General features: G+C 66.1%; 19 protein-coding genes, 1 tRNA gene and 1 other RNA gene. 14 read left to right on the forward strand and 7 right to left on the reverse strand.

The window, feature by feature from the left end; translation table 11 throughout:
- Positions 1–19 precede the first annotated feature (19 nt).
- The 5 genes from HD592_RS01740 to HD592_RS12560 all read left to right on the forward strand — a co-directional run bounded on the left by HD592_RS01740 (position 20) and on the right by HD592_RS12560 (position 6,161).
- Complete coding sequence (locus tag HD592_RS01740) at positions 20–2,356, forward strand: GDSL-type esterase/lipase family protein (protein ID WP_184451464.1); 2,337 nt, start codon at positions 20–22, stop codon at positions 2,354–2,356.
- Positions 2,357–2,463: 107 nt separating this feature from the next.
- Complete coding sequence (locus HD592_RS01745) at positions 2,464–2,883, forward strand: carbohydrate ABC transporter permease (RefSeq protein ID WP_320657984.1); 420 nt, start codon at positions 2,464–2,466, stop codon at positions 2,881–2,883.
- A 122-nt stretch (positions 2,884–3,005) separates the two neighbouring features.
- A complete protein-coding gene (locus HD592_RS12325; protein ID WP_343058700.1) occupies positions 3,006–4,553 on the forward strand; it encodes a family 1 glycosylhydrolase in 1,548 nt (515 codons plus the stop codon).
- Positions 4,554–4,707: 154 nt separating this feature from the next.
- Positions 4,708–5,886, forward strand: a complete 1,179-nt coding sequence (locus HD592_RS01755) for an IS256-like element IS1249 family transposase (RefSeq protein ID WP_005323424.1) — start codon at positions 4,708–4,710, stop codon at positions 5,884–5,886.
- 149 nt (positions 5,887–6,035) lie between these two features.
- Positions 6,036–6,161 (forward strand): substrate-binding domain-containing protein, encoded by a 126-nt coding sequence (locus HD592_RS12560; RefSeq protein ID WP_425503118.1) that lies wholly within the window; start codon positions 6,036–6,038, stop codon positions 6,159–6,161.
- 129 nt (positions 6,162–6,290) lie between these two features.
- On the opposite strand, the gene HD592_RS01765 is transcribed toward HD592_RS12560, so the two are convergent.
- The 3 genes from HD592_RS01765 to HD592_RS01775 are packed head-to-tail and all read right to left on the reverse strand — an operon-like array spanning position 6,291 to position 8,460.
- On the reverse strand, positions 6,291–7,031 hold the full coding sequence (locus HD592_RS01765) for a hypothetical protein (RefSeq protein ID WP_184451466.1): 741 nt from the start codon (positions 7,029–7,031) through the stop codon (positions 6,291–6,293).
- 33 nt (positions 7,032–7,064) lie between these two features.
- Positions 7,065–8,153: a hypothetical protein gene (locus HD592_RS01770; RefSeq protein WP_184451467.1), complete on the reverse strand. Its 1,089-nt coding sequence runs from the start codon at positions 8,151–8,153 to the stop codon at positions 7,065–7,067.
- Positions 8,146–8,460 (reverse strand): hypothetical protein, encoded by a 315-nt coding sequence (locus HD592_RS01775; RefSeq protein WP_184451468.1) that lies wholly within the window; start codon positions 8,458–8,460, stop codon positions 8,146–8,148. Before HD592_RS01775 ends, HD592_RS01770 begins: the two co-directional genes overlap by 8 nt.
- 157 nt (positions 8,461–8,617) lie before the next feature.
- On the opposite strand from HD592_RS01775, the gene ffs reads away from it, so the two are divergent.
- The 3 genes from ffs to HD592_RS01790 all read left to right on the forward strand — a co-directional run bounded on the left by ffs (position 8,618) and on the right by HD592_RS01790 (position 10,238).
- Positions 8,618–8,713: signal recognition particle sRNA small type (gene ffs / locus HD592_RS01780), an RNA gene on the forward strand.
- A 94-nt stretch (positions 8,714–8,807) separates the two neighbouring features.
- Positions 8,808–9,875, forward strand: a complete 1,068-nt coding sequence (locus HD592_RS01785) for an aldo/keto reductase (RefSeq protein WP_320657974.1) — start codon at positions 8,808–8,810, stop codon at positions 9,873–9,875.
- Between the two features lie 290 nt (positions 9,876–10,165).
- A tRNA-Arg gene (locus HD592_RS01790) sits at positions 10,166–10,238 on the forward strand.
- Positions 10,239–10,458: 220 nt separating this feature from the next.
- On the opposite strand, the gene HD592_RS01795 is transcribed toward HD592_RS01790, so the two are convergent.
- From HD592_RS01795 to HD592_RS01810, 4 genes are all read right to left on the reverse strand, one after another.
- Complete coding sequence (locus tag HD592_RS01795) at positions 10,459–11,637, reverse strand: IS256-like element IS1249 family transposase (protein WP_005323424.1); 1,179 nt, start codon at positions 11,635–11,637, stop codon at positions 10,459–10,461.
- Between the two features lie 196 nt (positions 11,638–11,833).
- Complete coding sequence (locus tag HD592_RS01800) at positions 11,834–12,205, reverse strand: hypothetical protein (protein ID WP_184451469.1); 372 nt, start codon at positions 12,203–12,205, stop codon at positions 11,834–11,836.
- Positions 12,206–12,237: 32 nt separating this feature from the next.
- Complete coding sequence (gluQRS, locus tag HD592_RS01805; RefSeq protein ID WP_246429960.1) at positions 12,238–13,191, reverse strand: tRNA glutamyl-Q(34) synthetase GluQRS; 954 nt, start codon at positions 13,189–13,191, stop codon at positions 12,238–12,240.
- Positions 13,184–13,492 carry a thiamine-binding protein gene (locus HD592_RS01810; protein WP_184451471.1) on the reverse strand — a complete coding sequence of 103 codons (309 nt, stop codon included), beginning with the start codon at positions 13,490–13,492 and terminating at the stop codon, positions 13,184–13,186. Before HD592_RS01810 ends, gluQRS begins: the two co-directional genes overlap by 8 nt.
- A gap of 39 nt (positions 13,493–13,531) precedes the next feature.
- On the opposite strand from HD592_RS01810, the gene HD592_RS01815 reads away from it, so the two are divergent.
- The 6 genes from HD592_RS01815 (at position 13,532) to HD592_RS01840 (ending at position 18,580) form a co-directional block, all read left to right on the forward strand.
- Positions 13,532–14,044, forward strand: a complete 513-nt coding sequence (locus HD592_RS01815) for a CrcB family protein (RefSeq protein ID WP_320658143.1) — start codon at positions 13,532–13,534, stop codon at positions 14,042–14,044.
- Positions 14,041–14,487, forward strand: coding sequence for a fluoride efflux transporter FluC (locus HD592_RS01820; RefSeq protein WP_184451473.1), 447 nt, complete (start codon positions 14,041–14,043; stop codon positions 14,485–14,487). The genes HD592_RS01815 and HD592_RS01820 overlap by 4 nt, the downstream gene beginning before the upstream one ends.
- A 285-nt stretch (positions 14,488–14,772) precedes the next feature.
- A complete protein-coding gene (locus tag HD592_RS01825; protein WP_154475374.1) occupies positions 14,773–15,762 on the forward strand; it encodes a methionine ABC transporter ATP-binding protein in 990 nt (329 codons plus the stop codon).
- The gene (locus HD592_RS01830; protein ID WP_184451474.1) at positions 15,759–16,499 is read left to right on the forward strand and encodes a methionine ABC transporter permease; all 741 of its coding nucleotides are present in this window, start codon (positions 15,759–15,761) and stop codon (positions 16,497–16,499) included. The genes HD592_RS01825 and HD592_RS01830 overlap by 4 nt, the downstream gene beginning before the upstream one ends.
- A gap of 156 nt (positions 16,500–16,655) precedes the next feature.
- The gene (locus HD592_RS01835) at positions 16,656–17,507 is read left to right on the forward strand and encodes a MetQ/NlpA family ABC transporter substrate-binding protein (protein ID WP_184451475.1); all 852 of its coding nucleotides are present in this window, start codon (positions 16,656–16,658) and stop codon (positions 17,505–17,507) included.
- Between the two features lie 146 nt (positions 17,508–17,653).
- Positions 17,654–18,580, forward strand: coding sequence for a sulfurtransferase (locus tag HD592_RS01840; RefSeq protein ID WP_184451476.1), 927 nt, complete (start codon positions 17,654–17,656; stop codon positions 18,578–18,580).
- The last annotated feature ends 14 nt before the right edge of the window (positions 18,581–18,594 follow it).

The raw sequence follows: 18,594 nt of genomic DNA on the forward strand, positions 1-18,594 counted from the left end.
CAGAAAACTCCTGGGCGGCATGACCGCTGCGATCGTCGCCCTCGCGGTGCTCGCCCCCGCGGCGCAGGCCGATGACACGGGGAAGTACCTCACCCTGTCCCTCATCGGGGACTCCTACACCGCCGGCAACGGAGCCGGCTCCTACTACGGGCCCAAGGACAGCCTGCGCTCCACCCGCAACTGGGGGCACACCTACTCGAACTGGCTGAACCGACAGGGCGTTCACACGACGATCCGCAACTACGCCTTCTCGGGCGCCGTCATCAACGACGTCCTCAACACGCAGCTGCCCGCCCTCGACCCCGAGTCGGACGTCGTCATGCTCACCGCGGGCGGGAACGACGTCGAATTCGCGAACATCGTGACCTCATGCTTCACGAACATCCCCTTCGTCGCGACGATCGACAAGTGCAAGGGCGCGATGAGCAAGGCGAAGGATGTGTTCCCCTCGGTCGTTCAGCGGACGCAGGACCTCTTGACGCAAGTCGCTGCGAAGATCCGCCCCGGAGCGCAGATCGTCCTCGTCGGCTACCCCCTGCTCTCCATCGAGACCTCGTGGCAGATGAAGCCGTGGTTCTGGGGTGCGCCCTACCCGGCGGCCCAGGAGATCCGCGCATTCGGCCAGCAGGCGACGGCGCGTCAGCAGCAACTCGTCGATGAATGGAATCGCGCCGAGCACAACGACGTCGGACTCACCTACGTCCCCGTCGAGGTGCTCTTCGCCGGGCACGAACCGGATCCGGATACGACCAAGCGCAACGACTACCGCTGGATCAACGAGTTCCTGGAAACCGAGGGCAAGATCGGTCCTGACGGCAAGACCCAGTCCGAGAGGGCCCTCACGACGCCCGCCTACTGGTACCACCCGAACATCACCGGGCATGAGGAGATCGGCAAGCTCCTCCAGCGCGAGGTCGGCATCCCCGCCTCCGTCCGCACGACGCGCGCATTCTCGCGCGACATCGACCTCGTCTTCGCCCTCGAGGACTCCCTCGACACCGCCGAATCCCTCGCCGATCTGAAGAAGCAGATAACGCGCATCACCTCCGAGGTCTCGCAGAAGGCGAACGAAGGCGGCAAGGCCGCTCGATTCGGCCTCATCACCTACCGGAACGCCGCTGATCCGAGTGCTTCGGTGACGAAGAACGGCGTCTTCTTCGACAGCCCCGAGGCCCTGACGGCTTCGCTGGGCACAGTGGCGACAGGAAGCGAGCAGGGCGGCGGCCCCTCCACTTACAAAGCCCTCGACACGGCCCTCCAAAGCGAGTGGAAGGCCGGCGCCCGTAAAGTCGTCATCCTCCTCGGGGACGCCGAAGCCCCCGAAGGCGAGACCCCCGACTGGGACAGGCTCCTGCGCAACGCATTCACCGCCGACGTCGCCGAGGTCCTCGTCATCGACCCCGACGACAGCGTCGACGCATCGGTGAAGGACCTCGCACTCAACACCGGCGGTCACGTCACCACGGCGCAGACCCTCAAGCCCCTCATCGTCGAAGCGCCGACGGCCCGCATATCCACCATCGATCCCGCGGGCATCGGCGAGGACGTCGAATTCGACGCCTCCGGCTCCTTCGCAGCCGAAGGGCAACTCGTCTCCTACGAATGGGACGTCAACGGCGACGGGGTCTTCGAGGCCGTCACCCGCACGGAGAACGGAATCGCCGCGAACCCGGTCCATTCGGCGCGCTTCGACGCTCCGATCAGTGCGAACGTCACCCTGCGGGTCACCGATGAATACGGGAAGACCGCGACGGCCGAGATGCCGCTCGTCGTCACCCGGGACGGGGACTCGGTCGATGACGCGATCGACAACTGCCCCGCCGATCGTAATGAGGATCAAGCCGACGCCGACGGCGACGGAATCGGCGACGTCTGCGACGACTTCCCCTACGGCGAGCCCGAGGCGGTGCCGATGCCCGAACGCGCCGTGGTGCCCTCGGGGTCGGGCGTCGAAGCAGGATCGGCCATCTCCTTCACCGCGACGGGCTTCGCGGTCGGACAGGACGTCACCTTCACCGTTCACTCCGATCCCCTCGTCGTGGGCACGGCCCGCGTCGGGGCGGACGGGACGGCCACCCTGGACTGGACCGTGCCGGAGGGCTTCTCCGCCGGTGCGCACCGAGTCGTCGCCTCGATTGAGAACGGGCACACCGCTGAAGCCTCATTCGACGTGTTCGCGAAGCCGATGCGGGCCGTCGCCGCCTCGGCCGTCCTGCCCGCGGCTCCGCAGAGCCCGGGGAAGAGCGCGAGCGCGCTCGCCTCGACGGGCGGGGCATCCGCCCTCGCGGCCGCGGCGGCGACCCTGCTCTTCCTCGCAGGAGTGGGAATGCGCACGGTGAAGAAGCAGCGCGCGTAGTCCTCCTCGCGATATGAGGGCCCGCTGGGCACGGAGTCGAGCTCCGTGCCCAGCGGGCGTATTCGGGTGACCCGGCCCTCGGGCGGAACGGCGAGCTCGTCTCGGTCATCGTCCCGACGACGGTCACGGCCTTCGGGGTGTTCTGGCTGACCCAGTACATCCGCGACGCACTCTACGAGCTCATCGAAGCGGCCCGCGTCGACGGCGCCTCGATGTTCCGCACCTTCTGGTCGGTCGCCCTGCCGGCTGCGCGTCCGGCGGCCTCGATGCTGACCCTCTTCACCTTCGTGGGGAGCTGGACGAACTTCTTCTGGCCCTTCATCGTCCTCGGAGCGAAAAACCCGACTCTCCCGGTCGCCCTCCAGCTCCTCCAGGCGTCCTACTTCAAGGACTACTCGCTCGTCATGGCGGGCGTCGTCGTCGCGACACTGCCCCTCCTCATTCTGTTCGTCGCCGCCGGACGCCAGCTCGTCGCCGCCGGACGCCAGCTCGTCGCCGGCATCATGCAAGGAACCGTCAAAGGATGACCACTCTCTTTCCCCGAGGGATTCCGCTGGGGGCGTCGCCACCGCCGCCGCGCAGATCGAGGGCGCCGCCCACGAGGGCGGGAAGGGCCACTCCATCTGGGACGCCTACGCCCGAGAGCCCGGTGCGATCCTCGACTCCTCGACTCCTCGACTCCTCGACTCCTCGACTCCTCGACTCCTCGAACCTCGACGTCACCTGCGACCACTATCACCGCCTCGACGAGGACATCGCCCTCATGAAGGATCTCGGGGTGGGGACATTCCGCTTCTCGGTATCCTGGGCTCGCGTCATGCCCGACGGGCGTACCCTCAACGAGGACGGGCTCGCCTTCTACGAGCGTCTCGGTGCGAAGGTCGGCGTGTGGACGACCCTCAACGAGCCCTGGTGCTCCTCGCTACTGTCCTACGCGGGCGGCGAGCACGCCCCCGCTCACACGGACCCCGGTGAGGCGGTCGCTGCCGTCCACCACCTCCTGCTCGCCCACGGCCTGGGCGTCAAGGCCATTCGCGAGGCCGCGGCAGCGCGCTCGGAGGAGCCGAGCATCGGCATCACCCTGAACCTCACGGTCGCCCACCCCGCCGACCCGTCCAACGAGGCCGACCTCGATGCGGCGCGCAGGATCGACGGGACTGCGAACCGCCTCTTCCTCGACCCGATCTTCCGGGGCGCCTACCCTGAGGACGTCGTCGCCGACATGGCGGCCACCGAGGACGGGGACGAGCGCTGCGACATGCGCACCTGGATCCACGTGGGCGACCTCGAGATCATCAACGCGCCCATCGAGGTGCTCGGCGTGAACTTCTACAACGGACAGATGGTCGCCGCCGCCGACCCGGAGGACCGCTCGCCCCTCGTCCGCATCGACAAGCGAGGCCGGGCCCACCTCGCCGCCGTCGAGCGGGCCGTCAAGGAGCTCGGCTACGTGCCGAACTCGGCGGCCCGGATGCTCGTCACGCAGCGGACGGACACGGTCGCTCTCATGATCCCCGAGCCGGATCTGCTGGTCTTCACCGATCCCTTCTTCGCGCGCATCGCGATCTGCCTGTCGCGGGTACTCGCCGCATCCGACATCCAGCTCGTCACCGCTTTCGCGGACAGCGCGAACGGCTCGAAGAGAGCTGCGGCCTTCCTGCGCGACGGGCGCGTCGACGGGGCGATCGTCGTCTCCCACCACCGGATCCCCGAGCAGCTCGACTCCTACCTCTCGGCGCCGCTCCCCGTGGTCTTCATCGGCCGCCCCTTCATCGAGGATCCTCCTCCCTGCTGGGTGGACGTCGACAACCTCGAGGTCGGGCGGATTGCCGCCCGACGTCTTATCGAGGCGGGGGTCAAGCGCCCTGCGATCATCACGGGCCCCCTCGACATGGTCGCTGCTTCGGATCGTCTGCTCGGCTTTCGGGAGCTCCTCTCGGCGCAGGGCATGGTCCCTTTCGAAGCGGAGGCCCGCTTCACCCCTGCATCGGGCGAGGCGGCCGCCGATGAGCTCGCGCCTCTCATCACGGCAGGAGACATCGACGGGGTCTTCGTGTCTTCGGACCCGATGGCGCTCGCGGCGATGCGCGTGTGGAAGTCGCACGGGATCCGCATACCCGAGGACCTGCGCGTCATCGGCTTCGACGGGACCGAGGCCGCGGCGGAGGCGATTCCCGCCCTGACGATCGAGGGTTAAGGGTCAAAAAGTGTGTCCGGAATCGCGGATTTTCACGGATTGACCTGTAGGTTTCCGGAAAGTATATGCTCCGGAAGCATATATCTAGCCCCCGACGGGAAATCCTCGGTGTGGCAGCCGTGATGTGCTATGCGCGGCGTGGTGTGGTGTCGCAATGTCGAAGAACCAACCACGCTGCCACTGCGGCGGTGAAATGAAACGCAACGGCACCACCAGCAAAGGCACCACCAGATGGCGCTGCAAACAATGCGGCGCCTCCAGCGTCAAACGTCGAAACGACATCACCAACGCGGCAGTGTTCACCCAGTTCATCGAGCATTGCACCACCGCAATATCACTCGACGACCTAGCCAAACGAAACGGTGTTAGCCGCGCCACCATGAAGCGGCGCTTCAAGTGGTGCTGGCTCGTTGATGTGCCTGACCCCACCGCCGGCCACCACAAGCGGATCTACGACCAGGTATTTCTCGATGGCACCTACACCGCCGGTGGCTGCCTGATCGTCGCGGCGACCATCGACCACGTGATCGCCTGGCACTGGTGCAAACACGAAACCACCCGCGACTACCAACTGCTGCTTGAACGCATCGAAGCCCCACTCATCGCCGTCATCGACGGCGGCCAAGGCGCATACAGCGCAATCAAAAAGTGCTGGCCGACTACGAAAATTCAACGCTGCCTCGTCCACGCCCAACGCGTGGTCCGCCGCTACACCACCACCAACCCACGCACCGATGCCGGGCGCACCATCTACCGACTTGCGCTGAAACTGACCCGGATCACCACACTGGATGAAGCCGCCGCGTGGGGTGTGCAACTGCACGAGTTTTCAACGATCTACCGGGAATGGATGAACGAGAAAACCATGATCAAAGACCCCAAAACAGGTGCATGGACCCGCGTGTGGACCCACCACAACGTGCGCAAGGCCTACAACAGCCTCAACCATCTTTGGCGGTCCGAGATGCTGTTTGTCTACCTCAACCCGCCAGCAGGAGTCCTTGCGCCCGAGCGGATCAAATCCACCACCAACAGCTTAGAAGGCGGCATCAACGCCCAGCTCAAACTGCTCGCCAGAACCCACCGCGGCAGATCAGGCGAACGACAACGCCGCATGCTGGATTGGTGGCTCTACTTAAAAACGGAACTGCCTGACGATCCAGTACGAATCGCCAGGCAGTCCGACTGGGGCCAGGGCCAACTCGCCAAAGTATCCACCCTGACCCAAACCGAGAACCAAGCCGACCACGAAACAGGACGCCCAGCCCTCTACGACAACGCTATCGACACCGACTACACCCACTCAATCGGCATTCAAAAAGGCCAAATCTAACCCCCGCGACACGCCGAGCCAGACACACATTTTGACCCTTAACCCACGCTATCGACACCGACTACACCCACTCAATCGGCATTCAAAAAGGCCAAATCTAACCCCCGCGACACGCCGAGCCAGACACACATTTTGACCCTTAACCCACCATCGACAACCCGGCCGAGGAAATGGGGCGGGCCGCGGCGCGGATGCTTCGGGAAATGAGCGACGGCACCTGGAACAGGGAGCCCATCCTCCTGCCGACCCGCCTCATCGCCCGCGAATCCTGCTGACTGACCCCGCCCCGCCCCTCTTGTCGAGAGCATCACTTCCACCCGCTCCGCCCTCGTGCACCCCTCGGCCATAGCACCCGCTCGCCCGGCCATTGCTTCCTGCACGGCAGGTCACGACCTCGAAGGTGATCAGCCGGTGATGCGTTTGAGGATGTCGAGCCCTTCGGGGGTGCCGAGGGCGGCGGTGTCCTCCGGGTGTTCGCGGAAATGGTCGAGGAGGTTCTGGAGGTAGGCGTGTGTGACGGGAACGCCGTTCATGGAGACGCGTTGGTAGGGGTGGTTCCTGTCGGTGAGTGCGATTCGATTGCTTCGGAGGCTTTCATTGGCATAAGGCTGGTCTTTCCAGCGTGCTATCCAGGGACGGCCGTCCGTGCTGATGACCCGGATGCATTCGGGGTCGACCTCGATACGCGGATTGACACCACGCCACACGACGAGGCGGGCCAGTCGAATGATCGTATCGACCAGTACGAGTACTGTAACCGCGAAAGCGCGGACAAGAAATGTGGTCGATACTGTCGCGCCAGGAAAAGCGACATAGGCAAATGTGAGTCCAGCAGCAAGCGAAATAAGGACTTCAAGGGCCTCGAGAAGGAATCGAATGGGCCCGCCTGTGAGCGTCAAGCCCGTTGAACGTGTCTGCCAGCGAATCGCTGCCTTTCGATCTACGACCATCGAGACGAGACTGCGCAGGGCAAAGCAGAAGCCGATCAGGGCAACGAGAAGGAAGAGTAGCCGAACGGGATGACTAAGCGTCAGTGTGCGAAGCGCCGCGAGCGGAAGAAAGGCGCAGGCGACGATGAGCCCAAGAACTAGGCGCGCCGCGTTGAGCCAGCGCCTCTCAGAGCAGGGCCATCCGCGAAGTCTCATGAGTGCTCCGTAGATTCGCATCGTTTAAGGTCATCAGTAGTCATTAGAAATGCGATCCCACTCATCGTCGATCTTGTCGATAGTCCTGTCGATGAGATCGTCGAGATCCTCTTGAGTTTCAAGTGATGCCGCGTTCTGGTAAAGTTTTTTGCCCCCGAATGCAGCAACGCCTCCGGCCGCAATCGCGGGGATGGGGCCGGCTATATCGAGACCGAGAACTGCTGCAGTCGTTATGGCCCCAGAACCCGCCTCGACGACCTCTGCTGAAGAGTTGTCCGATGTCCAGATGCTGTTGGCCGTCAAGAGGACATCCCCGAGCGAGCTCAGCCCACCAAGCCCCTTGCCCAAGACGTGTGAGAGCCGGGAGGACGCGAGGTGCGATCCGGCGGCTCGCGAAAGGGCCTGCGCCTTGCGCGAAGGGAAACCGATGTCCTTCAGGGGGCTGAACTTCGCTGCATTGTCCGCCCGGTTGGCGAGGCTCGCAGCCTCGTTGCTCAGCGATTCTGCGTTCGCGATCAGCACGCTGCCGGAGACCTCCACAGCGGCGATGCCGAGGTTCTGTGCCAGATCGCTGAGCAGGCCGTTGAGATCGATCGCCCTTATCTTGTTCTCGAAGGGAATGAGGTACTCCGCCACCCAGGTCTCCAACTCGTTGGCCGCGTTCTCCGCTTCGGATTCCAGATGCTCGTAGAGACGCGCCCGGCGCTCGGCGAGTTCGACTTCTCCGGCGAAGGACGGGTCGGCATACTGGGCCGGGTCGACAGTGAGGAATGGATGCTGGATGAGAGGGCCGTCGGTCACGAGGCCTCCGGCCTCGGCCTCATCGAGAATCTCCGTCATGTCTCTTTGGGCTCGATGCAGCTGGTCGCCGTAGGTCTGCAGGATGTCCGCGCCTTCCCTCAATCGTGCCTGGATCTCAAGGATGAGCGTGGACAGGGCGCCGCAGACCTCGTAGTAGGCGTCGGAGGACGCACCCTGCCAGGCTACTTCGCGGATGCTTGCTGCATGAACAAGGCAATCCTGCACTTCTTCCAAAGAGTTGAAACAGTCCTCGAACCAGCTGCTCGCCTCATGAAGATCCGCCGGAATGCCGGGAATCGTGGTGTCGAATGCATCAGACACTGCCGCCACCTCCGTTCGCGAATCTCGTGAATTCGGCGGTGAGAACATCTTCCATGGTCTGCATGTTCGTCAGAGCTTCGTCGACACGGTCGCCGATGGTCTCCACATAGGCGGATAGATTCGCGATCGAGCACGCGAGTTCCTTAACGATGTCCGCGACGCTTTCGGAATGCACACCGGCATCGACTCGTGAGGGCATGCTCGGTCCGAGCCTCCGCAAGGCCAGCGTCGAGTCGTAGTGGTCCTGCGAGATTCTGCGAACGGCAGCCCACTGGTACTCAGTGACTTCGGCCATGCGTTCGATCATACATCGCCGTCTCATCATCTCCGGGCCCGCCGAGGTCGCCTGCTGACGAGGACGAGGCCCTGTTCTGCGAGCGCTCCAGGATCGGTTCGGCGGGCCGGGGCAGAGTCGGCGTCACGCAGGCGGTTCGGCGGACCCTCACGACCCGTGTAGACTTGGAACCGATCCTCCACGTGACGGTATCATCCGAACCTCCCCAGGGCCGGAAGGCAGCAAGGATAAGGGTGCGCTGCCGGGTGCGTGGAGGGTCCTTCATTTCCCCCTGAATCGTGCGCCGCCCCGCCCTCGTCGATGAGGACGCGCCCGGCCGGAGCGCCTGAAACCGAACAGCGACGCCACTGGAGGACACCGTGACGAGCACCCCCGAGCTGCCCACCCCGATCGCCCAGCAGCAATTCGACCCGATGTGGAGCGCAGCCCCCGACCGCTACGAGGCCGTCGGCGCGCACTACCGCAGATGCGGGCGCTCCGGACTCGACCTGCCGATGATCAGCCTCGGACTGTGGCACAACTTCGGCGACGACCACTCGATCGGCTCCCAACGTGAAATCCTGCGAACCGCCTTCGACCTGGGGATCACGCAATTCGACCTCGCGAACAACTACGGCGTGCCCTACGGCTCCGCCGAGGAGAACTTCGGCCGGCACATGGCCCACGATTTCAAGCCCTACCGCGACGAGATGATCATCGTCTCCAAAGCGGGCTACGACATGTGGGCCGGGCCCTACGGGGCGGGCGGCGGCGGGAGGAAGTACATCCTCGCCTCCCTCGACCAATCCCTTGCGCGCATGGGACTCGACTACGTCGACATCTTCTACTCGCACCGATTCGACGAGACGACCCCGCTCGAGGAGACGATGGGAGCGCTCGAGCAGGCGGTCCGCTCCGGCAAGGCCCTCTACGCGGGGATCTCCTCCTACGGGCCCGAGCAGACGCGCGAGGCCGTCGGGATCGCGCGGAGGATCGGCCTGCCCCTCGTCGTCCACCAGCCCCGCTACTCGATGCTCGACCGGACCGTCGAGAAGGGCCTGCTGGAGGTGTGCGGCGAGCTCGGGCTCGGCATGGCGGTCTTCAGCCCGCTCGCCCAGGGCCTCCTCACCTCGAAATACCTCGGCGACGACCGCTTCCCGAAGGGCTCGCGCGTCACCGAGCAGCGCTACCTCTCGCCCGAGGCCCTCTCCGACGAGCGGATCGCCCGCCTGCGCGCGCTGGACGCGCTCGCGGGCGAGCGCGGGCAGACCCTCGCCCAGATGGCGCTCTCCTGGCTGCTCCGCGATGAGCGCGTGACGACGGTGCTCGTCGGCGCCTCCTCGCCCGACCAGTTGAGGGACTCGCTCGGAGCCCTCGATCGCCTCGCCTTCAGCGAGGATGAGCTGGCCCTCATCGACGAGCACTCCTTGCCCGCCTCACTGGTGTGAAGCGCGGGACACCCGGGGCTCCCAATCGGCTGGTTGGGAGCCCCGATCCGCGGAGCGGGGCAACGCTATGAAGCGCTCCCGGTCGCGTCGATCGTCGCGCGCGGACCCGCAGTCCGAAGGGCCCATTCGCGGGCTGCGGGCGCGCAGTCCGAGGGACCCGCTCGCGGAGCCTCACGGGAGGAGGCGAGCGCCACGATCAGCGCCGCGCCGCCGGTGTGATCGAAGCCCCATTCGCCAGTTTGTATTCGCCCCCGGCGAACGCGTACAGTTGGCGTCAGCCAAACGGCGATGCGCCCGTAGCTCAATGGATAGAGCATCTGACTACGGATCAGAAGGTTGGGGGTTCGAGTCCCTTCGGGCGCGCAGCGGCCCCGCTCGGTGCGATCCACCGGTCGGGGTTCTGCGTTTTTCAGGGGGCATCCCTTTCTCGGGCTTCCGGGTTAAGGGTCAAAATGTGTGTCTGGCTCGGCGTGTCGCGGGGGTTAGATTTGGCCTTTTTGAATGCCGATTGAGTGGGTGTAGTCGGTGTCGATAGCGTGGGTTAAGGGTCAAAATGTGTGTCTGGCTCGGCGTGTCGCGGGGGTTAGATTTGGCCTTTTTGAATGCCGATTGAGTGGGTGTAGTCGGTGTCGATAGCGTTGTCGTAGAGGGCTGGGCGTCCTGTTTCGTGGTCGGCTTGGTTCTCGGTTTGGGTCAGGGTGGATACTTTGGCGAGTTGGCCCTGGCCCCAGTCGGACTGCCTGGCGATTCGTACTGGATCGTCAGGCAGTTCCGTTTTTAAGTAGAGCCACCAATCCAGCATGCGGCGTTGTCGTTCGCCTGATCTGCCGCGGTGGGTTCTGGCGAGCAGTTTGAGCTGGGCGTTGATGCCGCCTTCTAAGCTGTTGGTGGTGGATTTGATCCGCTCGGGCGCAAGGACTCCTGCTGGCGGGTTGAGGTAGACAAACAGCATCTCGGACCGCCAAAGATGGTTGAGGCTGTTGTAGGCCTTGCGCACGTTGTGGTGGGTCCACACGCGGGTCCATGCACCTGTTTTGGGGTCTTTGATCATGGTTTTCTCGTTCATCCATTCCCGGTAGATCGTTGAAAACTCGTGCAGTTGCACACCCCACGCGGCGGCTTCATCCAGTGTGGTGATCCGGGTCAGTTTCAGCGCAAGTCGGTAGATGGTGCGCCCGGCATCGGTGCGTGGGTTGGTGGTGGTGTAGCGGCGGACCACGCGTTGGGCGTGGACGAGGCAGCGTTGAATTTTCGTAGTCGGCCAGCACTTTTTGATTGCGCTGTATGCGCCTTGGCCGCCGTCGATGACGGCGATGAGTGGGGCTTCGATGCGTTCAAGCAGCAGTTGGTAGTCGCGGGTGGTTTCGTGTTTGCACCAGTGCCAGGCGATCACGTGGTCGATGGTCGCCGCGACGATCAGGCAGCCACCGGCGGTGTAGGTGCCATCGAGAAATACCTGGTCGTAGATCCGCTTGTGGTGGCCGGCGGTGGGGTCAGGCACATCAACGAGCCAGCACCACTTGAAGCGCCGCTTCATGGTGGCGCGGCTAACACCGTTTCGTTTGGCTAGGTCGTCGAGTGATATTGCGGTGGTGCAATGCTCGATGAACTGGGTGAACACTGCCGCGTTGGTGATGTCGTTTCGACGTTTGACGCTGGAGGCGCCGCATTGTTTGCAGCGCCATCTGGTGGTGCCTTTGCTGGTGGTGCCGTTGCGTTTCATTTCACCGCCGCAGTGGCAGCGTGGTTGGTTCTTCGACATTGCGACACCACACCACGCCGCGCATAGCACATCACGGCTGCCACACCGAGGATTTCCCGTCGGGGGCTAGATATATGCTTCCGGAGCATATACTTTCCGGAAACCTACAGGTCAATCCGTGAAAATCCGCGATTCCGGACACACTTTTTGACCCTTAACCCGTTCTTCCCCGTCGCGGCCCCGGGTGCCCGAGGGCTCAGATATTCACCCGGACGCCCCACCGGCCCGCCGCGTCGAGGCGGGCGAGGGCTTTCACCGCAGTGACCCGCAGGCCGTTGTCGGCGCGCATGCGCTCGATGATCCCGGCCGCGGTGCCGTGGTCGAGCACGGCGATTCTGATGCCGAGGGACTCCACTTCGAGCAGGGCGCTCGAGAAGGGGCCCTCGACCCTGACGAGGCAGTGGAAGGCGTGCTCCTCGTCGGCGGTCCCGGTCCACCCCTCCTTCCGGGCGCGCTTCACCATCGCCGCGTCGAGCTCGTCCGAGACGGGCAGTTCGGTCCACGTCTCCGACTCCGCGACGATGAGGGTCGGTTCCTTGTACCCGAAGAGCTTCTGGAAGAAATCCATGGGGCTAGTCTGCCAGAGGCCGCCCATGTCGCTCAGGGGGCCGCGGGCGCCTCGACGATCCAAGGCTTGAGAGGAAGGGCCCGCAGGGCCCCAAGGTCGAGGGCGTCGAACAGATCCCGGGCGCTCCTGGCGCGCTCGACGCCGAGGGACGAGCCGATGAAGCCGATCGCATCCGCGGTCGACCAGCCGAGTGCGTGGAGCTCGCCGAGCCTCACGGCGCCGTCGCGCTTCGCGAGCCGCTCTCCGGAAGGGCCGAGGGCGAGGGGCACGTGGACGTAGGTCGGCGGCGTCACGCCGAGGAGGGCGGCGAGCGCCGCCTGTCCGGGTGCTTGAGTGAGGAGGTCGTCCCCGCGGACGACCTGGTCGATGCCCTGGTGGGCGTCGTCGACGACGACCGCGAGGTTGTAGGCGGGAGCGCCGTCGGCGCGACGCAGGACGAAATGGTCGACAGGGCCCGTGTACGGGCCATAGAGCTCGTCGAAGACGGTCCATTCGGGCGCGGGGGCGCGCAGCCGAAGGGCGGGTGCGCGGTGCTCGGCGGCGAGTTCGGCGCGGCGGCGCTCGCGGGTCGCCTCATCGAGGTCCAAGCAGGTGCCGGGATAGTGGCCGGGCGGGACGTGGGGCGCGGATCCCGCTTCGCGGATGTCGCGTCGCGAGCAGTAGCACTCGAAGAGCATCCCGCGTTCGGCCAGGTCTTTCAGCGCGGCCTCGTGGGCATCGGCTCGGGAGGTCTGGATGAGGGGCTCATCGTCCCAGTCGATCCCGATCTCGGCGAGGTCGGCGAGCTGACGCTCGGCACTGCCGGAGCGGACCCGGTCGATGTCCTCGATGCGCAGGAGGAAGCGGCGGCCGCTGCGGCGCGCCCAGATCCAGGCGAGGAGGGCCGTTCGGAGGTTGCCGAGGTGGAAGTCCCCGGTCGGGGAGGGGGCGAAGCGCCCGGCGCCCGCCTCGAGCGGAGCCCGCTCGCCCGAGGCCCGTTCAGTCAAGGTCCGCGATCGCCGAGTCGAGGCGCTCGAGCTTCGCGTGCATCTCATCGGTGCGCCCGGGCCTCAGATCCGCCTTGAGGACCAGTGAAACGCGCGGCGAAGTCTCGGCGACGGCATCGCAGGCGGCCTTGATGACGGGCATGACCTCGTCCCACTCGCCTTCGATCGTGGTGAACATCGAAGTCGTTTCATGGGGGAGCCCGGATTCGCGCACGATCTTGACCGCGCGGGCCACGGCTTCAGTGACGGCGCCGTCGGCGGAAGGGGAAGTCGTGGGGGAGACGGAGAAGGCGAAGAGCATGGGGCCATTCTATGCGGAGCGAGGCCCTACACTGGGTGCGTGAAGGCGGGAGGCGCTGAGCGCGCGGCATCGACCCGGGGGACTGGGGAGCGCATTCCCGCATGGGCCTTCGTCGCCCTCGGCGGCGCTTTCGGGGCGCTCGCACGCGGCGGACTCGACGCCCTCGCCGCGGCTCACCCGTGGTCGCTCCCGCTGCCGGGATTCCTTCCCCTCATGTGGTCGACCGTCGTCGTCGACCTCGTGGGGGCCTTCTTCCTCGGCGCGCTGTCGGCGGCCCTCGCGCGCCGAGCCGCTCCGACGCGCGGCCGGGTGAATCTCCGCTTCTTCGCGGCCACGGGCTTCGCGGGCGCCTTCACGACCTACGGGACCCTCATCAGTGCGACGCGTTCCGGGATGTCCGCCGCCCCGGCCCTCGGCGGAATCCTCGCCGCCGCTGCCGCCTCCTGCCTGCTTCTCATCATCGGGGTGGCGTGCGCGGGGGCCGGGTGGCTCCTCCTTCGTGCCCTCCTCCAAGGGGACGAGGGCGATGAGCGCGGGGGAGGGGGCCGATGAACCCCCTCACCGTGTTCGCGATCGCCCTGGGCGGGGCCCTCGGCGCCGTCTCGCGCTGGAGGCTCGACATCCTCGTCCGTCGGGCCGTGACCGCCCTCGCCGCCCGGCATCGCCTGCACGGGCATCGCGATTCCGACGACCCCGTCCGCCGGCCTGCCGCGCTGCCCCTTCTGGGGATCGGGATCGTCAACATCCTCGGCAGCCTCCTCCTGGGCGCCGCGATTCGCGCGCTCGATCCCGGGGCGGAGCTGGCGCGCGCACTGATCGTGACGGGCTTCCTCGGAGGATTCACGACCTTCTCGACCGCGGTCATGGACTGCTGGAACCTCTGGCGCGCGGGGCGCAGGGGGCCGGCGCTCGCGCTCCTCCTCGGCGTCTGGGCCCTGTCCCTGGCGGCCCTGAGCCTCGGCGCCGCACTCGCGGGAGCGCTCGTCCGGCCCTGACATCCGCTCGTGCTCGGCCGTGACATCCGCTCGTGCCCGGCCGCGACATCCGGTCGGCTCGTTCAATCCGGTGACGGGCGCGGATCGTGCGCGCTTTGAGGACGGCGAGGGGGATCGATGGGGGAGTTACCTGGATCACTTCCAGAATGAGACGCTATTTCCGCAGATCAGAGGGTAAATCATTTCGAATAGTGGAGAGTTGTAACGAGTTATTTGGGGCGATTCGGACGGCCACCTATGCTGAAAAGGTCAAACAACGGGATCGACGGCCTAGTGGAGGGCGAAATGATCGACCTTAACGGAGTGCGGAAGGTGTACTCCGTCAAGGGCGGCAACGAAGTGGTCGCCCTCGACAACGTCACGCTTCACGTGGAGCGCGGCTCGATCCACGGCATCGTCGGACAATCCGGCGCCGGCAAATCGACCCTCATCCGATGCCTCACCGCCCTCGAGCACCCCAGCGAAGGCGAAATCGTCGTCGACGGCCTCGACCTCGCCCGCCTCGGCGGCAAGGAACTGCGCGAAGCCCGCCGTCGCATCGGCATGGTCTTCCAAGCGGCGAACCTCCTCGACGCGCGCACCGCCGCGCAGAACATCGGCTACCCGCTCAAGCTCGCAGGCGTTCCCAAGGACAAGGTCAAGGCCCGCGTCGAGGAACTCCTCGAACTCGTCGGCCTCGCCGGGCGCGGCGACTCCTACCCCTCGCAGCTCTCGGGCGGTCAGCGCCAGCGCGTCGGCATCGCCCGGGCCCTCGCCGACTCGCCCTCGGTCCTCCTGTGCGACGAGCCGACCTCCGCCCTCGACACCGAGTCGACGCGGCAGATCCTCGAACTCATCCGCTCCATCCGCGAATCCGAGGGCGTCACGGTCCTCGTCATCACGCACGAGATGGCCGTGGTCCGCGAGATCTGCGACTCCGTCACCCTCCTCGGGCACGGCCGCGTCATCCAGACCGGCGCCGTCGGCGAAGTGGTCGCCGACGCGACCAGCCCCCTCGCCCGCGAACTCGTCCCCGCGCCCTCCGTCGACGAGGCGGACCTGCGCGAGGACGCGACCCTCCTCGACGTCATCTTCACCTCCACGCCCGGCGTGCCCACGGGGGCGACGGTCCTCAACCTCGCCGCCTCGATGGGCGCCGACGTCACGGCCGGGACCTTCGAATCCATCGGAACGGTCCAAGTCGGCAGGCTCGCGCTCTCCGTCCCGAGCTACCACGCGGACAAGATCATCTCGCGCCTGCGCGAGGACGACATCTACGCGGAGGTGAGATCATGACCGCTTTCGCCCAGACCGCCCTCCTCGGAGCCGCGCCCCTGACGAGCATCCTGCCCGGCGGCGTCAACGATCCCAAGTGGCTCGACAACCCGGCGCTCACCAAGCAGTTCGTGCCCGCGATCATCGACACGCTCCTCATGATGGGCTTCGCGACCCTGTTCACGGTCCTCATCGGCCTGCCGCTCGGCCTCCTCCTCGTTCAAACGGGGAAGAACGGCCTCACGCCGAATCGGCCCGTCTACGAGACGGCGTCCGCGATCGTCAACGTCGTCCGCTCCTTCCCCTTCATCATCGGCATCGTCGTCCTCATCCCCGTGACCCGCCTCATCGTCGGGACCTCGCTCGGATGGCAGGCGACCGTCGTCCCGCTCGTCCTCCTGTCCGTCCCCTACTTCGCCCGCCTCGTCGAATCGAACATCCTCGCCGTCGATCCGGGCAAGATCGAAGCGGCGCAGATGATGGGTGCCTCGAACCGGCAGATCCGCTGGGGCGTGCAGGTCCGCGAAGCGGCCCCCGTCCTCGTCCAATCGATCACGACGCTCGCGATCACCCTCATCGGCTACTCCGCGATGGCGGGCGCCGTCGGCGGCGGCGGCCTCGGCCAGATGGCGATCAACTACGGGTACAACCGCTGGCAGGACGACGTCATGATCTCCACGGTCATCGCGATCATCATCATCGTTCAGCTCGTCCAGATGATCGGCGACATGATCAGCCGGCTGGTGGACCACCGCTGAGGCGACCGCCGGCCGGGTGACCCCCAGCCCAGCACCCCGAACTTCAACCCCCTCAATCCGCGCCCCCGGGCGCCCCGCTTTCCGCCGATCGACGAGGGCGAGCCGCTCATGCTCCGCCCGAGTCGTCGGAGGGCCCTCACAGAAAAGAGACCCACCATGCGTTCCATCCGCACCATCGTCGCCGCCTCCGCCGCGGCCATCCTGTCCCTCGGCCTCGCGGCCTGCGGTTCCTCCTCGAACTCCGGCGCCGATTCCGCGACCTCCTCCGACGCGTCGTCCTCGGCGCTCGTCGATCTCAAGGTCGGCGCCTCGCCCTCGCCGCACGCGAAGATCCTCCAGTACATCCAGGACAATCTCGCCGCCGACGCGGGCCTCAACCTCGAGGTCGTCGAGTACACGGACTACATCCTCCCGAACACCGCCCTCAACGACGGCGACCTCGACGCGAACTTCTTCCAGACCGTGCCCTACCTCGATGCCCAGGAGGCCGAGAACGGCTTCGACTTCACCCCCGGCAAGGGCGTCCACCTCGAGCCCCTCGCGGTCTACTCCAACAAGATCAAGTCCCTCGATGAGCTGCCCGCCGGCGCGAAAGTGGGCATCATCTCCGATGTGACGAACCAGGCCCGCGCCCTCAAGCTCCTCGCGGACAACGGCCTCGTCGAGCTCCCGAGCGACGGCCAGGAGGCGAACGTCAACAACGTGAAGATCCTCAAGGACTTCACCTTCACCGAGGTCGAGGGCCCGCAGCTCGTCCGCTCCCTCGACGACGTCGACATCGCCGTCATCAACGGCAACTTCGCCCAGGAGGGCGGCCTTTCCCAGGCGAAGGACGCGCTGGTCGTCGAGTCGCCCGAGAACAACCCGGCTGTGAACGTCCTCGTGTGGCCGACCAAGACCGAGAAGGGCGAGGCGATCGCCAAGCTCGAGGAGCTCCTCCACTCCGATGAGGTCAAGAAGTTCATCGAGGACACCTGGGCCGACGGTTCCGTCATCCCCGCGTTCTGATCGACGAGGGCTCGGTTGACGAGCCCGATCGGACTCCCGGTGGGGCCCGCGCGCAGCGCGGGCCCCACCGCTGCGTTCCGGAAGCCGTCGAGTCCCAGGTCGTGACATCCGCCGAGAAGAAACGGGGCGACGGGTACTGTGTGGCCATGGCCATTTCGAGCTCACCCCTCCTCTCCGTCGAGGTCCTCGTCGCCCTGCTCGACCTCGACCCCGAGGAATTCCCCGTCACGGGGTCGATTCCCGTGCTCATCGACTCCTCGAAGCGCCCCGCCGCTTCGGGCGGTCCGCATTCACCCGTCATCCTCGACGTCCGCTACCCGGGCCCGGGATCACACGTCGATGGACGGGCCCAGTACCTCGCGGGGCACATCCCGGGAGCCGTCTACGTATCGCTGGATGAGGCGCTCGCCGCACCGCATCAACCGGGGCGAACGGGACGCCACCCCATTCCGGACCTCGATGCCTTCCAAGCCGCCATGCGCCTGGCGGGGGTGAGCGACGAGCGTCCGGTCGTCGTCTACGACGACTGGTTCTCAATCGCCGCCGCTCGCGCCTGGTGGCTCCTCACCTGGGCGGGGCACACGGATGTCCGCGTCCTCGACGGCGGGTGGAAGGCCTGGCGGGACGCCTGCTACCCGGTCCACACCGGGCAGGTCGACGCCGTCCCCGGCGACTTCCGCGCCGCTGCCGGGCACCGCCCCCTGATCGATGCGCAGGGCGCGGCGCGCATCAGCGCGTCGGGCGTGCTCCTCGATGCACGACCGGCCAATCGATTCCGCGGGGAGGACGAGACGGTCGACCCCGTTGCCGGGCACATCCCGGGTGCGCGTTCCCTCCCCGCCCTGTCCCTCGTTGATGAATCCGGGCGATTCCTCGACTCGGAGGAGCTCGTGGACCGATTCGAGAGCGTTGGCGCGCTCGAAGCCGGGGAAGTGGGCGTCTACTGCGGTTCGGGCATCCAGGCGAGTCACGTCATCCTCGCCGCTGAGGCGAGCGGAGCCCTCGAGGGGGCCGCACTGTACGCGGGTTCGTGGAGCGATTGGATCACCGATCCGGCCCGGCCGGTCGAATGAGGAGGACGGCTCGG

The sequence above is a fragment of the Schaalia hyovaginalis genome, from assembly GCF_014208035.1.
GTDB classification, from domain to species: domain Bacteria; phylum Actinomycetota; class Actinomycetes; order Actinomycetales; family Actinomycetaceae; genus Pauljensenia; species Pauljensenia hyovaginalis.

What these genes read in the sequence shown, in the direction of transcription:
- HD592_RS01830 (WP_184451474.1), top strand. Translation starts at nt 15,759, where the DNA reads ATGACCGCTTTCGCCCAGACCGCCCTCCTCGGAGCCGCGCCCCTGACG.
- HD592_RS01775 (WP_184451468.1), bottom strand. Translation starts at nt 8,460, where the DNA reads ATGATCGAACGCATGGCCGAAGTCACTGAGTACCAGTGGGCTGCCGTT.
- HD592_RS01835 (WP_184451475.1), top strand. Translation starts at nt 16,656, where the DNA reads ATGCGTTCCATCCGCACCATCGTCGCCGCCTCCGCCGCGGCCATCCTG.
- HD592_RS01825 (WP_154475374.1), top strand. Translation starts at nt 14,773, where the DNA reads ATGATCGACCTTAACGGAGTGCGGAAGGTGTACTCCGTCAAGGGCGGC.
- HD592_RS01840 (WP_184451476.1), top strand. Translation starts at nt 17,654, where the DNA reads ATGGCCATTTCGAGCTCACCCCTCCTCTCCGTCGAGGTCCTCGTCGCC.
- HD592_RS01795 (WP_005323424.1), bottom strand. Translation starts at nt 11,637, where the DNA reads ATGTCGAAGAACCAACCACGCTGCCACTGCGGCGGTGAAATGAAACGC.
- HD592_RS01820 (WP_184451473.1), top strand. Translation starts at nt 14,041, where the DNA reads ATGAACCCCCTCACCGTGTTCGCGATCGCCCTGGGCGGGGCCCTCGGC.
- HD592_RS01800 (WP_184451469.1), bottom strand. Translation starts at nt 12,205, where the DNA reads ATGGATTTCTTCCAGAAGCTCTTCGGGTACAAGGAACCGACCCTCATC.
- HD592_RS01765 (WP_184451466.1), bottom strand. Translation starts at nt 7,031, where the DNA reads ATGAGACTTCGCGGATGGCCCTGCTCTGAGAGGCGCTGGCTCAACGCG.
- HD592_RS01755 (WP_005323424.1), top strand. Translation starts at nt 4,708, where the DNA reads ATGTCGAAGAACCAACCACGCTGCCACTGCGGCGGTGAAATGAAACGC.
- HD592_RS01740 (WP_184451464.1), top strand. Translation starts at nt 20, where the DNA reads ATGACCGCTGCGATCGTCGCCCTCGCGGTGCTCGCCCCCGCGGCGCAG.
- HD592_RS01810 (WP_184451471.1), bottom strand. Translation starts at nt 13,492, where the DNA reads ATGCTCTTCGCCTTCTCCGTCTCCCCCACGACTTCCCCTTCCGCCGAC.